Below are 14,149 nucleotides of genomic sequence, written 5' to 3'. Positions count from 1 at the left end.
TCTCATTTGTAAAGAACCACTGTCCTTCCACGTACTTCTATCAGATTGGATTTTGTAGCGGCTGCGATTTCTTCCGCGATGTCTTTTAAGTCTTTCCCATCCTCAGCGCTTTTCAGCACCCTTACCTTCACAAGCCTGTTAGCCTTTATCTGCTTGTTCAGTTCTTCGATCAGAGCGTCCGTTACCCCGTTCTTCCCTATATTAAGAATTGGAGAAAGCTGGTTTGCTTCGGCTTTCAACCTGTATAACTTTTCTTTTTCCATTATCTTTCCTCACATTTACAGGCATAAAACTCATTCTGTCAATTATGAAACACCTATATTGGTACTCATATTATTATAATTCTATTATGAAAAATTACATAATTTATAATAAAAAGAGTACTTGATTTTGAAAGTTATCTATCATGTATCCTGTCATAGAAAGATATCTATCATGTATCCTGTCATATATCCTGAACAGTTTACCATTTATCCAGTTCTCTCCCTTTTCTAATCAGCACCTATATCAACATTTCCTAGCAAACTGGAAAGAAGCCAGTTAACTTTATAGATATGACTGCTCCCTCGAGTTGAGAAGAGACAACCCAGAGTTCTCAAATAAGGCAGCCTAGAGTTCTCAAATAATTTCGACACATTTATTAGTAATTCGTCATTCATTAAGGATTATAAAAAATTGAACCATAAAAACGGAGCCCGTGAACAAAGCTCTTTTTCTGAGTTCAGGACGGCGAATGTAAAATGAACCCCGGCTTGCTTGATCTTATCCTGTTTTCAGAGAAAAGAAAAAATTTTCTCCTGCTCCTGAAAGAAGGTCCAAAGGATATTGAAGAGGTACTTGAGAGACTTCAGGTTCCCAGGACAGCTCTTCTCCCCCAGATAAAAAAATTGAAAGAAGAAGAACTGGTAATATATGAAGATGGAATGTACCGGCTCAGCGCAATAGGGGAAATTATTGTAGAAAGAATGCAGCCTCTACTTGATACTCTAGCAGTGTTCGAGAAAAATGAAGAATTTTGGGCTAACCGAAAGCTTGCCTCTATTCCACCCAACCTTGTAAAAAGAATCAATGAGCTTGGAGACTATCGCATTATAGAGCCAGACCTCAGCCATACATTTGACTTGAACCCGAAATTTGTAGAGCATCTTTCAAATTCAAGCTGTACTCGCGTCTTTTTCTCTTATTTCCACCCTCAGTTTCCAGCGCTTTTTCTCAACCTTGCAAAAAAAGGCATTGAGGTTTCCCTTGTCCTGAGTGAGGCTGTATACTCACGGCTTATAGAAGATTTCAAAGAAGAAGGGAAAGAATTCCTTAAGATGGGAAACACAAACCTTTATCTCTTTGAAAAAAAAGGAGTGGATATTCCAGCGCTTATTGCTGTGACTGACAGGATAATGGTTCTTGGTTTGTTTAACGAAAACGGGAGGTTTGACCGCCAGTACATAAGAAGTTTCGAACCTCGAGCAATAAAATGGGGAGAAGAGCTGTTCGAATACTACAGAGCTATGAGCAGGGAAATTAAAATCGAATAAATGGCAACGTATCAACCCGCAGGTAGCCGGCTCATAATATAAGTTAATTTAATTTAAAGACTTTTTAGCTTAAGAACTGTTTAAATAATCTTGTTTTTGAGACGCTGTTTAAGAGAATGATGCAATTGCATTAGCCTTAAATATTAGGTATGCCTAAATATGAATAAATCTGAAATTAGGTTCACCTAAAAATGAGCGTGAAAATATGAAACTCCCAGTCATCTGCCCTGATGGAGAGTGTTGCCATGGAAGCAGGGGATGCGTTCCAGGAAAAGGGCTTCCGAAAATTGTGCTTGTTGGCAGTCCTAACGTTGGGAAAAGCAGCCTTTTTAATGCTCTTTCCGGAAGCTATACACTGGTTTCCAATTATCCAGGAACTTCAGTCGAAATCAGCCGTGGGAAGTCAAAGATAGGAGAAAGGGAGTATGAAATCATTGACACGCCAGGAATGTATTCTTTACTTCCCGTAAGTGAGGAAGAAAGGGTTTCCCAGCTTTTAATTTTTGAGGAAACCCCTCTGGTTTACCTCCATGTGGTAGATGCCAGGAATCTCAGGCGCATGCTCTCCTTCACCTTGCAGCTTCTTGAAGCCGGGCTTCCTCTCATCCTTGTTCTAAACATGATGGACGAGGCTGAAGAAAGGGGAATTGAAATCGATATACCTGAACTCAGCCGACTTCTGGGAATTCCAGTTATCGGAACAGTTTCAAGCGAGGGGAAAGGGATAGATGAACTTAAGACCGCAATATCAGAATTTGTCCCCGGGAACAATACCCCGGGTATCCAAAAATTCCAGAAACTTGATTATGGAACAGAAATTGAGCCATACATTGAGAGTGTCGAAAATTTACTTGGTCCTGCAAAAGAATTCAGAATCTCAAAGAGAGCTTTCTCACTTCTGTTGCTCCAGAAAGACAGAACAGCTCTTGAATACCTCCTCAGGGCTGAAAAATCGCCTGAATATGGGAAAGCAGGCAGTGTAAAAAATAATGAAAAAATCCGTAAACTTGTAGAAGCAGCTTCAAAGGCAGCGGCAGTCCCTCTTTCCTACCTGTTCACTCTGAAACGCCAGGAACGTGTGAACGAAATCGTGGAACAGGTAATGGAAATGCCTGACAGGACGAAGAGAAAAACTCTCGGAAAAACCGGAATAGCGGGGACAGAGAGAAGCAGCGAGAAAGCAGGAATAAGAACGGGTAAAAAGACAGAAACTACGAAGAAAAACCCTGGTTTCTCCGAGAAAATAGATAGCATTCTTATCCATCCTGTATTCGGGATACCCGTTTTATTTTTAATTCTGTACCTCGGGTTCTACCAGTTTGTAGGTGTCTTTGCAGCTGGAACTGTTGTTGATTTCCTGGAAAACACGTTATTTGGGCAATATATAAATCCGCTGGTGACTGCCAGGTTTGTGTCGCTTGTACCCTATCCTGCTTTGCAGGATCTCTTTGTGGGAGAATATGGTATTTTCACCCAGGCAGTAACATACGCAATAGCTCTCATACTTCCCATAGTTGGAGCCTTTTTCCTGGTATTCTCCATTATTGAGGACACCGGATATCTGCCCAGGCTTAGCCTGCTTCTGGACGGCATGTTCAAAAAAATAGGACTCAGCGGAAGGGCAGTAATTCCTATGGTGCTTGGATTTGGCTGCTCCACAATGGCTACTATGGTCACCAGAACCCTTGAAACTAAAAGGGAAAGGCTTATTGCAAATATCTTGCTGGCACTTGCAATTCCTTGCTCAGCACAGCTGGGCATAATCCTTTCAATCCTCTCAGGAAACCCCAGAGGATTGTCTGTATGGGCAGGTGTTATTGTGCTTGAATTTATACTGATAGGCTACCTGGCTTCAAGAATCCTTCCAGGAGATGCTCCTACATTCATACTTGAAATGCCTCCTCTAAGGCGTCCAAAACTCTCGAATATACTGGTAAAAACTTACTCAAGGATGCACTGGTACTTCCTTGAAGTCCTGCCCCTTTTTGTTGTGGCAAGTATTCTGATCTGGATAGGAAGATTGACAGGCATTTTTGACCTTGCCTTAAAAGTAATGGAATACCCGACAGTCTGGATTGGCTTGCCCCCCAATGCGGCTGATGTTTTTCTCTTCGGCTTCTTCAGGAGAGATTTCGGAGCAGCCGGACTTTACGGAATGCATGATTCAGGACTGCTGACAGGTTTGCAGCTTTTAGTTGCAGCCGTTACTTTGACCCTCTTTATGCCCTGCATAGCTCAGTTCATGATGACAATAAAAGAGAGAGGATTGAAAACAGCCCTTGTAATCTCAGGATTCATTTTCCCGTTTGCGTTTCTCACAGGCTTTATTGTAAATACTTTACTGACCGCGCTGGGAGTGAACCTGTGAAATGTCCCCTTTGCGGAAATGAATTTGAAAAAGCTGATGAAGCAAAATGTACCGGCTGCGGAAAGCTTCACAACTGCAACAAGCAGTGCTGTCCTAACTGCGGATACGAACTTGTAAAAGAAGCAAAGATAATACAATCCATAAGGAAGCTATTCAAATGGTAACAAAAAATGCACATCCTACCCTGAAAACTACAACACTCTGCACAATGGAACCCAGAAAAACCGGTAAAATCTCACATCTTGAGACTAAAAACCCCGGCATCCTGCAGAAACTCGTATCAATGGGCATTCTGCCAGGCATGCCCGTTACTTTGCTCCGGCGGTCTCCGTCATACCTATTTGAGGTTGACCAGACAAGGTATGCCGTTGACAGGGAAATCGCTAACCATATTTATGTTAGGTATTGATCCGCCAGTTTATGAAAATATAAGGAAAAGTAATAAAAAGAAAAAAATGCAAAAACGCATTAGAAAGAGCATGACAAAAAGGGAAGCTTATTCCCTTACATGCCTGACAATATGACCTGCTTCGGGAATTATGATCTCGGAGAGAGCCAGTCTTACAGCATTTGGCGAACCCGGCAGGCAGAATACTGCTTTTCCTTTAATTACACCTGCTGAGGCTCTTGTAAGGATTACGGATGTCCCTATGTCTTCAAGGCTTTTGTACCTGAACAATTCTCCAAAGCCTGGGAGTTCCTTCTCAAAAAAAGGAGTTATCGACTCGATTGTAAGGTCTTTTGGTGCAAGCCCAGTGCCTCCGCTTGTAATTACGATATCTGCGGGACTTTCAAGAGCGAAAAGCACAGCTTCTATAATCGGGATTTTTCCATCGGGAATGAGCCTGTAGAATATAACTTCATGGTTAGCCGCTTCAAGAAGCTCTTTCATAGCCTTTCCTGAAAGATCTTCGGCTTCCTCAGGCGAAGTAGAGTCTCCGTACTTTTCATACCTGGAGGTAGAAATTGTAATCAGGGCAAAAGAAAAGGATCTTTTTGCTTCTTTCTTGTGGATTTCCGGGATGGATTCTTTCATGAAAATAACACTCTCAATTTTTGTTCCTTTTATCCGGCTTTTTATTATCTGAATTCTATTTTATCCGGATTTCTGTTTATATGTTCCTGTTATCCAGTCTCATGTTTACTTCTACTAACCTGCCTATATTTTAATATCTTATCAGCCAATGCACAGGTATGCGCATACTTGCAGCAGATATAGGAACAGGGACACAGGATATCCTGCTTTTTGATTCGGAAAAAGAGCCGGAAAACAGCCTGCTTATGGTCATGCCTGCTCCGACCAGGATTATTGCAGAGAGAATTAAGAAAGCTACCAGAGAAAGAAAAGCAATAGTGCTTACCGGAAACATAATGGGTGGGGGACCTTCTGCGTTTGCTGTCAGAACCCATCTGAAGGCAGGCTTTCCGGTATATGCTACTGAAAAGGCTGCTTTAACTATCCACGATAGTATTGAGAAGATAAAGGCTTTTGGAATCCAGATTGTCTCGGAAGAGGAGGCAAAGCAGCTTACTTGCGAAGGAAAAGCAAAGAAAGATAAAGTAAATATTGTTATGCAGGACTTCAATCCGAAATCCGTTTCATCTGCACTTTCAGCTTTTGACGTTTCCATGCCTGAAAACTATGCTGTAGCAGTGCAGGATCACGGAAATGCCCCTGAGAAAAGTAACAGGGTTTACCGTTTTGAACTTTTCAGGGAATTTATTGACAGGGGAGGCAAGCTAAAGAATTTTGTATTTACGCCCGAAGAGATTCCCGAGGCTTTTACGCGAATGAAGGCTCAAGCAGATTCTCTTCTAAAATCCGTAGGAAACCCTGAAATCCGCTCTGTCTTCATGGACACCGGTCCTGCAGCTATTTTCGGAGCTCTTACCGACCCCGCCGCACTCCAGCCTTCAATCGTGGTCAATATAGGAAATGGGCATACTTTGGGAGCCCTTGTGCTTGAAAACAGGATAACTGCACTTTTTGAGCACCACAGTTCCAGTATGAACCCGGAAAAACTTCAGGATTATATAATAAAGCTTGCCGACGGAAGCCTTGATTTTGATGAAGTATTTGAGGATGGAGGACATGGTGCATATATAAAAGAAGCGGTAGGCTTTGAGCAGGTTAGATCTATAATGGTTACCGGTCCAAAAAGGCAAATGCTTGAAAAGCTCTCAGAATCGGAACTCAGGAAGGAGATCTCAAATAAGCTGCACTTTGCCGCGCCTTTTGGAAGCATGATGCTATCAGGTTGTTTTGGGCTGCTTGCAGGATTTTTTGAAAAATATCCGGGATCATCAATTAAATTTATAAACCACTAGGTAGTAGGAAGTAAGTCACATACGCCCGGAATATGTAAATTCTCAGGGATTACGAATTTCAAACAAAATCCCAGAGCCTGACACTTTTAAAGAGCAAAAGGGCATGGGAACATAGAGATTGTCTGCTAAAATCCGTAAAGACCGGTTTACAGATAAATGTAAATACAGGTAGCTATCTCTATATGCACATATCTCATACTGAGTGGTTTGCTAAACGGTTTTTTGAGAACTTGATGCAAACGTTTATATGCGGAAAGAAATCCGTTATAATAAATTTTTGTTAAACTCAATTAGGCTATTAAACTATTTGACTGAATAAATTAAGCTAAATTAAACTCATTATATTTCAGGAGAATCAAGCTTATGGTACGAAAGCCAGGAAGTATGTACAGGAACGTGAGGCAGCGCTCATTTACCAGAAGAAAATACATGGGCGGTGTTCCAGGCAGTCAGGTTATTCACTACGACATGGGTGACAAGGCAAACAGCGATGCCTTCCCTATAAGAATCTCCCTGGTTGCAGAAGAAAAGTGCCAGATAAGGCATACTGCTCTTGAAGCAGCCCGTATTACAGCAAACAGGCACCTTACTTCAGATACAGGAAAGATGGGCTTTTACATGAAGCTCCGTGTCTATCCCCACGAAGTACTCAGGGAAAACAAGCAGGCAACCGGTGCTGGTGCTGACCGTGTATCCAGTGGGATGCGCAGGGCTTTTGGAAAGAACGTAGGTACTGCAGCCAGGGTAAAACCAATGCAGAGGATCTTTACAGTGGCTGTTGAGAAGCACAACTTTGAAGCCGCAAAGAAAGCTCTCTGGCATGCAGGACAGAAATTACCAACTCCCTTTAGAATCGTTGTAGACCAGGGAGCAGAGCTGATACAGTAATCAGTTAATTGTTAACATAAAAGGAGTATAATATGTACGATTACGAAGAGCTTTTAAATCGTGCAATGGCAAAAATGCCTGAAACCGAGACTACGGATGCTCGATTCGTAATCCCTGAACCCAGACTCTTCTCTGAAGGCAAGACCACAATTCTGGAAAACTTCGGAAATATTGCAGATATCCTTAACCGGGACCCTGATCACCTGATGAAATATCTCACAAGGGAACTGGGGACTGCAGGGAAAATAGAAGGCACACGCGCAGTCTTCCAGGGAAGGTTTACGAGAGCCCAGATTGCAGATAACATTCAGGCTTATGTGGACGAATATGTTACGTGTTCGGAATGCGGACGTCCGGACACCCAGCTTGTCAAGGTGGAAAGAGTACTTGTCCTGAGATGTTCTGCTTGCGGGGCTCACAGACCTGTCAAGAAGAGAAAGGTAAGTAATGTGGTTGTCAGGGATGCCATCGAAGAAGGCGGAACCTATGAACTCCGGGTCGATGCTGTCGGGTCCAAAGGTGACGGTATAGCAAAGATCGATAAGTATACGGTTTTCGTGCCCGGAGCCGCAAAAGGCGACGTGGTCAAAATAAAAATCAAGAAAATCAGCGGAAACCTCGCCTTCTCGGAAAGGGTCTGAGGTTTAAAGCTTATTTTTTAAGTAAGCACTTTAAATACTTAAGCAGCTCAGGCCGATTACATTCGTTTTCATGCCCGGGCAGCTTAAATTCAACCATTGAACCGCGACCGTTGCACCGGTCGATCATATCGTCACGCTGATTTTTGATCAAACTTTTTTCCAAATAGTTTGCGCTCAAGCAGTTTTTTGAAAAGGCTTGTGGTCAAGCAGCTTTTTGAGAAGGTTTGCGGTGAGGATAAATGACTTCTGAAGAAAAGAATGCATCGGAGGTCTCATTGAAAGATATTTCAGCAAAGGAAAGAAATATAGAAATTCTTTCAATGCCCGGGCTGTCAGTGAAACTTCGGCAAGCAGGAGAAAGCTTAGAGTTGTCAGCAAGCGGGACTCTGAAAGCAGCCTGTAGCCCCATTCTGAAAAAAATCAATTCCCGCCTGAAAGAGGAAAAGCTAGCCCTTATAGAGGAGGACAAAGTCATTCCCTCAGCCTGGCTCCCACCTATACCAGGTCCGGTCTTCACACGTCTTATTTTTGCGGAGATACAGATTGCTCTTGGGAGATACATTCCTGAAACTGTGTCCATCGAACTTACCCGCCAGAATAGTTCGAGATATCCGCCAGGGACGGTTACAGACGAACTGGATGCAAACACTGTAAAGAGAATAATAGATGAAGCCCTTGACTACGGTACTTTCATTATCACATTTACCGAGAATGACCCCCTGCTGCGCGGAGAAATATTTGAGCTAATCAGGTATGTGGATAAGAAGCGGGCTATAGTAAACTGTTCAACCTGGGGCACGGATTTTACAAAAGAAACTGCTTTCCGCCTGAAAGAAGCAGGGCTCCATTCCCTTATGGTGGGAATTTATTCCACTGACCCTGAGAAACATGATGCTGTCCGAAAATCCAAAGGAGCATATTATAGAGCAGTCTCTGCAATAAAACTTGCACTTGAAGCCGGGATTATGGTTGTGATGACAACACATGTTTCTCCCTCAAACCTTGAGGAGCTGTCTGCTCTTTACTCCCTTGCATCGCAACTTGGAGTACATGAATTTTCTGTATGGGAAGCAATGCCAAAAAGTGGTAAGGAGCCTGTAATTACAGATAAAGACAGAAAAACCATTCTTGATATGTATCAAAGAATAAACGCCAGTTCAAACGGTCCACGTATGTTTGCGAATACTTACTTTGAAGGACAGATGCTGGGCGCAATGGAAGGCAGGCGCTGGATGCATATAACAGCAGATGGAGACGTAAAACCTGGTCCTTATCCGCCTTTCAGTTTCGGGAATATAAAAGAAGAATCCTTAAAAGATGCCTGGCAGAAAATTCGGAGTTACCCTTACTTCCAGAAACAGAAAATCCTGAGTCCTATGCATGACCCGGAATTTCTGGAGTTTGTTGACAGAATTCCTGAAGGAGCAAAACTGCCGTATCCTTTTGAGAAAGTCTATATAAGATGAAATTGATAATCTGTCGTTATCTCTTTACCGCTTTCTCTCTGGAACATTTAGTTTCCTTTTAGTTTTTTTCAGCTGGGCTATAAGCCAGGAAAATTGAAAGCAGATTGCCACTGGAGCGTCGGTATCAGCCTGAAATTACCTGCCTGGAGATAAACATTTACATATAAGCAGGTATTTTTAAAGAACAGATTAGTTGTAACTGTGTCATACCTTTAATTGTTTTCAACAAAAAAAGGCTGTCTTCTGAAGCTTATTCTTCATAAGACGGCAGTAATGAGGGATTTTCATGACTAATACACTTGACCCCTGGAGCTCAAGCGACATTACTGACTATTCCAAGTTATTCGAAGAATTCGGGATTTCTCCTTTTGATGAGATTCTTCCGGAAGTTCCTTCCCCCAGCACGTATATGCGGAGAAGGGTCATCTTCGGGCACCGGGATTACGAGCAGATTGTAGAGGCCATGAGAACAGGTGCCCCATTTTCCGTAATGGATGGGTTTATGCCCTCCGGAAAAGTTCATCTCGGACACAAGATGGTTATGGATCAGATAATCTGGCACCAGCAAATGGGAGCATCTGCTTTTGTGGGGATTGCGGATAGAGAGGCTTTCTCAGTACGCGGATTTTCCTGGCAGAAATGCAGGGAAATCGGGATAGATGAATACATATTAAGCCTGATCGCTCTCGGTTTCAAGCCAGATGGCCTTATTTATTTCCAGTCAGGCTGTGAAAGCGTTAAAGACCTGGCATTTGAACTCGGGGTCAAGGTAAATTTCTCAGAACTCAGCGCAATTTATGGATTTTCAGGAGAAACTAACCTCTCTCATATGATCAGTGTGGCAACCCAGGCTGCTGATATCCTCCAGCCCCAGCTTGAAGAATTCGGAGGTCCAAAACCGGTTGTAGTTCCTGTTGGTCCAGACCAGGATCCTCACCTTCGCCTTACAAGGGGACTTGCAGGCAAAATGAATATGTTCAGGATTGAAGAAAGAGAAAACACAAACGGATGGAAATATTTCAGTGTCAGGGGAAAAGGAGCTCCTAAGGAAGCCTTACAGGAACTCAAAAAACGCATTCCTGGAAAAGTTAAACTCTATGAAGAACATATTGATGTACTCCAGACTCCTGACTACCCATTCCTTATGAGGCTGGTCTCAGAGGTCAGAAAAGCTGATAGAAAAAGCCAGTATCTGGCTGAAATCGAAAGTGTCTCCAGGTTTATGGAAAACACAAAGCCACCTGAATTCGCTGAGTACGAAAAGTACTTCGTTTTCAGAAAAATCTGGAAACTCACCAGAAAAATACTGGAGCAGATCGTTGCCGAAATAGCCGCTGAATTCGGAGGATATGCCTTCATTCCTCCTGCATCTACCTATCATCGTTTTATGAGCGGACTGCAGGGAGGAAAGATGTCAAGCAGTGTTCCTGACAGTTACATAGCTCTTACTGACGACCCGAAGGAAGGTGCAAAAAAGGTAAAAAGGGCAAAAACAGGAGGCCGTGTTACTCTTGAAGAGCAGAAAAAGCTGGGTGGAATACCAGAAGAATGTTCGGTCTTTGAATTAATGCTCTTCCACCTGATTGGAGACGATGAGGAGTTGCTGGAAATCAGGCAGGAATGTGTCTCCGGTACCAGGATGTGCGGGTCATGCAAGCAGTTAGCAGCCGAAAAAATGTCCGAGTTCCTTAAAGACCATCAGGAGAAGAGAGAGCTTGCAAGAGAGCACCTTGACGAATACAGAATAATTTACAAAAAGTAAAATTTAGAGGATTCAATTATAATACTGGATTTAAGATTTCAGAATTTCAGGATGTGATCATAAGATGAGTGTTCAGGAAAACCTCACAATCAACGAGAAAAAAGTCCTGCTTGCCCTTGAAGCCCTGGGGTCCGCATCTCCCGAAAAACTGGAGGAGAAATCGGGGTTGCAGGTAGATGCAGCAATGCAGGCAGCTTTCATGCTTGAAGAAAAAGGGCTGGTTTCAATCTCCGAAAATGTCGTAGAACGTTATTCCCTTACAAAGGAAGGGGAAGAATACGCAAAAAACGGGCTCCCCGAACGCCAGATTATCGACTCCCTCAAAGCTCCGACCTCACTTGAAGAACTTAGAAGCCATTTCTCTCCGAAGATAGTTGGAATTGCAACAGGCTGGCTCGTAAAAAAAGGATGGGCAAAGGTTGAAAACGGGATAATGGTACCATCGGGAAATGTGTATACAGGAAAAGATGAGGAAACTCTTGCAGCTTTCACAGGCAAAGCAAAGACGCTCGAAGAACTTGCATCCGATGAAGGGACAATAAAAGACCTGCTCAAACGCAAACTTATCGTAAAACACGAAGAAAAGTTAAGGACTGTTTCCATAACTGATGCCGGGAGCGCACTTGCAGCTCAGGGGCTTGTGCTTGAAGAGGAAATTGCCCAGCTTACACCTGACTTATTGAAAAGTGGTGCCTGGAAGGGAAAAAAATTCAGGCCTTACCGTCTTGATATTATCCCAAAACCTCTTTACGGTGCCAAAATTCATCCTTACAGGCGCCTTATTGAGCAGATGCGCCAGATCTTCCTGGAAATGGGCTTTACTGAGATTAAAGGCGGAATAATCCAGAGTTCTTTCTGGAACTTCGACGCCCTTTTCCAGCCGCAGGATCACCCTGCAAGAGATATGCAGGACACATTCCACCTTGATACAACCTGCCTGCTTCCAGCTGACTTTACCGAAAAGGTAGCTGCAATGCACGAATACGGAGGAGATATTGACTCCTGCGGTTGGGGTGGGGTCTGGGACAGGGAACTTGCAGAACGCAATGTTCTGAGAACACACACAACAGCCGTCACTATCAAATATCTGGCTGACAATCCCAAACCGCCTGTAAAAGCTTTCTGCATTGACAGGGCTTACCGCAGGGAAACTATCGATCCTACCCATACCCCGGAGTTCGAACAGCTTGAAGGGGTTGTAATGGACAAGGATATGTCCTTTGCAGACCTGCTGGGTTTGCTTGCAGAATTCTACCACAGGATGGGATTCGAAGAAGTTCGTTTCCGCCCGGGATACTTCCCATATACCGAGCCGAGCGTAGAACCCGAGGTTTACGTGGATGGTCTGGGTTGGATTGAACTTGGAGGTGCAGGCGTTTTCAGAAAAGAAGTTACTGAGCCTTTAGGAATTAAAGAACCTGTCCTTGCATGGGGGCTGGGGGTCAGCCGGCTTGCCATGCTGAAGCTGGGACTCAAGGATCTCAGGCTCCTTTACCAGTCTGATATTGACTGGCTCAGGAAGAGTGAAGTTTGCAGAACCTGAGATCTAAATCCAGGCTTGTAACCTGAAAATCTCAGGTTAAAATTTTTTAACCTCGATAAAAATCTAAGACGAGTAAGGTCACGAAAATCGGTGAGGTAAAAATTTAGGGGGTATATACCTTGCGAGATTTTAGTTTCTAAACATATTTCCTTTAGTAAATATAAATTATATATGAGTATTAGTTGGTAAATTAGGTGTGATTAGATGATATCTGCAGTTGACTAAAAGGGGGGTGAATAAATGACAGATAACTCATCAGAGCCTGAGGATTTACCTAAAGGCTTGCCGAATAATCCGGAAAGCCAGAAGAAAAACGAGTCAGAGACTGTGGAAACTGGCATAGCAACTCGATACTGGCTTGAGTTGCTGCCCTATCCTGAAGGCAGTACCAGAAGTTTATGGCTTTTTGTTAATAATGATTGGAGGCATCTGGATAACCCAGATCCCAGTACTCAGATCACAGTGCAGGATGCCTTCTGCAAATGTCAAGGACGTCTGGAAGTTCAGGTATGGTACTCTGAAGACGTGATTCGGGGACTGCTAGTAAGAACAAAATAAATAAACTTAAATGATTGCTCCATTCAGAATTTCTTTATGTCAGCACAAGTTTTTAAAATACTTTACGATTTACAAAGTTTTTCCGCATCTTAACTCGAAGAGAGGAAAAAATACCATTAAATAAACTCAAACCCAATTTTCTAGCATAAAATATCCGGGAAAGTGCACAGTCGGGGGGTAAGCTACGGATAGAAACAGGTATAGTGAGATTTCGAGAGACAAGTATATTGAGATTTCGAAAAGCGACTGGTATGGAAAAGCTCCAATGCTTTTTGCATTCATAGCATTGATTGGGATAACATCGGTTTTCCTTCTTCCTCACCGCTGGTATCTCTGGCTTACTGTATTAGTCGGGGGCGCTGCCCTGCTTGTAACATGGCATACAAAAAATTTCGCCTACCTCTGTCCCAGATGCGGCGATGTCTTTGAGGTCTCAATGCTTGAAGATTTGCTCAGCCCCAATGGTGGGAGTAAAAAATATGTGAAATGCCCGCAGTGTAGGAAACGAGCCTGGGCTGATATTCTGAGAATTAAAGAGCAACCTATCCACAAGAAGTAACCGTTATCAGAAAGCTGGGTACACCGTTCGTGGAAAGAAGTAACTTGAAGATCTGGAGAAAAGATTTCCAAAAACAAACCCAGAAGAAACGTGGAAAAAGAAAAAAGAAGACAGAAAAACAATCCAGCGCCCCGTACCAGAGAAAACGTTTCCCTCCTTCCAATCCTTTTTTCAATTTTATAGGTGCTCCCGGGTTCAGTAATCTTTCTTGGGATGCTTTTTCTTCCGGTTATAAACCTCTTTAAGGCAGATTCCAAAATCTTCGGAGTTTTTATGGTTACGCTGCCCCTTGCAGTGCTCTTTTTCGCCAGAGTTCTTGACGGGTTTACTGGGGGAAACATTTCAGTGATCAACTCCTATCTGGCTGATTACCACAGAAGGGAAAAGAAGCCGGAATGCAGGGTAATGTGCTTCACAGGGCTTCAAGAAAATATTCGGACTCAAATTTTGAAAAAAAAGTTGAAACATTGATCAGAAACAGATTCGATATTTTCATTGCCTGAG

The 14,149-nt window shown here is 43.1% G+C and carries 15 protein-coding genes; 13 read left to right on the top strand and 2 right to left on the bottom strand.

Annotated features, from left to right (window positions below):
* Positions 1-2: 2 nt before the first annotated feature.
* Positions 3-263, bottom strand: a complete 261-nt coding sequence (locus MSTHT_RS10365; protein WP_048167718.1) for a YhbY family RNA-binding protein — start codon at positions 261-263, stop codon at positions 3-5.
* A 477-nt stretch (positions 264-740) separates the two neighbouring features.
* Here MSTHT_RS10365 and MSTHT_RS10360 point away from each other — a divergent pair, with 477 nt between their 5' ends.
* From MSTHT_RS10360 to MSTHT_RS10350, 4 genes are all read left to right on the top strand, one after another.
* Positions 741-1,532, top strand: a complete 792-nt coding sequence (locus MSTHT_RS10360) for a helix-turn-helix transcriptional regulator (protein WP_048167717.1) — start codon at positions 741-743, stop codon at positions 1,530-1,532.
* Positions 1,533-1,737: 205 nt separating this feature from the next.
* Positions 1,738-3,900 carry a ferrous iron transport protein B gene (feoB, locus tag MSTHT_RS10355; protein ID WP_048167716.1) on the top strand — a complete coding sequence of 721 codons (2,163 nt, stop codon included), beginning with the start codon at positions 1,738-1,740 and terminating at the stop codon, positions 3,898-3,900.
* Positions 3,897-4,064: a toprim domain-containing protein gene (locus MSTHT_RS14835; RefSeq protein ID WP_181952224.1), complete on the top strand. Its 168-nt coding sequence runs from the start codon at positions 3,897-3,899 to the stop codon at positions 4,062-4,064. The genes feoB and MSTHT_RS14835 overlap by 4 nt, the downstream gene beginning before the upstream one ends.
* Complete coding sequence (locus MSTHT_RS10350; RefSeq protein ID WP_048167715.1) at positions 4,058-4,309, top strand: FeoA family protein; 252 nt, start codon at positions 4,058-4,060, stop codon at positions 4,307-4,309. The genes MSTHT_RS14835 and MSTHT_RS10350 overlap by 7 nt, the downstream gene beginning before the upstream one ends.
* A gap of 87 nt (positions 4,310-4,396) precedes the next feature.
* On the opposite strand, the gene MSTHT_RS10345 is transcribed toward MSTHT_RS10350, so the two are convergent.
* Positions 4,397-4,936 carry a MogA/MoaB family molybdenum cofactor biosynthesis protein gene (locus MSTHT_RS10345; RefSeq protein ID WP_048167714.1) on the bottom strand — a complete coding sequence of 180 codons (540 nt, stop codon included), beginning with the start codon at positions 4,934-4,936 and terminating at the stop codon, positions 4,397-4,399.
* 158 nt (positions 4,937-5,094) lie between these two features.
* Between MSTHT_RS10345 and MSTHT_RS10340 the strand changes: the two genes are divergently transcribed.
* The 9 genes from MSTHT_RS10340 to MSTHT_RS14830 all read left to right on the top strand — a co-directional run bounded on the left by MSTHT_RS10340 (position 5,095) and on the right by MSTHT_RS14830 (position 14,116).
* Entirely contained in the window at positions 5,095-6,228 is a 1,134-nt protein-coding gene (locus tag MSTHT_RS10340; protein WP_048167713.1) for a DUF1786 domain-containing protein, read from the top strand.
* 363 nt (positions 6,229-6,591) lie between these two features.
* Positions 6,592-7,116 carry a 50S ribosomal protein L16 gene (locus MSTHT_RS10335; protein WP_048167712.1) on the top strand — a complete coding sequence of 175 codons (525 nt, stop codon included), beginning with the start codon at positions 6,592-6,594 and terminating at the stop codon, positions 7,114-7,116.
* A 32-nt stretch (positions 7,117-7,148) separates the two neighbouring features.
* Positions 7,149-7,757: a translation initiation factor IF-2 subunit beta gene (locus MSTHT_RS10330; RefSeq protein ID WP_048167711.1), complete on the top strand. Its 609-nt coding sequence runs from the start codon at positions 7,149-7,151 to the stop codon at positions 7,755-7,757.
* A gap of 239 nt (positions 7,758-7,996) precedes the next feature.
* Positions 7,997-9,223 carry a radical SAM protein gene (locus MSTHT_RS10325; RefSeq protein WP_048167710.1) on the top strand — a complete coding sequence of 409 codons (1,227 nt, stop codon included), beginning with the start codon at positions 7,997-7,999 and terminating at the stop codon, positions 9,221-9,223.
* A gap of 286 nt (positions 9,224-9,509) precedes the next feature.
* Complete coding sequence (locus MSTHT_RS10320) at positions 9,510-10,985, top strand: tryptophan--tRNA ligase (protein WP_048167709.1); 1,476 nt, start codon at positions 9,510-9,512, stop codon at positions 10,983-10,985.
* Positions 10,986-11,049: 64 nt separating this feature from the next.
* Positions 11,050-12,528, top strand: coding sequence for a phenylalanine--tRNA ligase subunit alpha (gene pheS / locus MSTHT_RS10315; protein WP_048167708.1), 1,479 nt, complete (start codon positions 11,050-11,052; stop codon positions 12,526-12,528).
* A gap of 240 nt (positions 12,529-12,768) precedes the next feature.
* Positions 12,769-13,086, top strand: coding sequence for a hypothetical protein (locus tag MSTHT_RS10310; RefSeq protein ID WP_048167707.1), 318 nt, complete (start codon positions 12,769-12,771; stop codon positions 13,084-13,086).
* Positions 13,087-13,351: 265 nt separating this feature from the next.
* A complete protein-coding gene (locus tag MSTHT_RS10305; protein ID WP_231588074.1) occupies positions 13,352-13,645 on the top strand; it encodes a CSL-type zinc finger protein in 294 nt (97 codons plus the stop codon).
* 273 nt (positions 13,646-13,918) lie between these two features.
* Positions 13,919-14,116: a hypothetical protein gene (locus tag MSTHT_RS14830; protein ID WP_181952223.1), complete on the top strand. Its 198-nt coding sequence runs from the start codon at positions 13,919-13,921 to the stop codon at positions 14,114-14,116.
* Positions 14,117-14,149: the final 33 nt, after the last annotated feature.

Origin of the sequence: Methanosarcina thermophila TM-1, from assembly GCF_000969885.1 — an archaeon.
In the GTDB taxonomy this organism is placed as follows: Archaea; Halobacteriota; Methanosarcinia; order Methanosarcinales; family Methanosarcinaceae; genus Methanosarcina; species Methanosarcina thermophila.
Note: the sequence above shows the minus strand (reverse complement) of the source record. Positions and strands in the feature narration are given on the sequence as shown.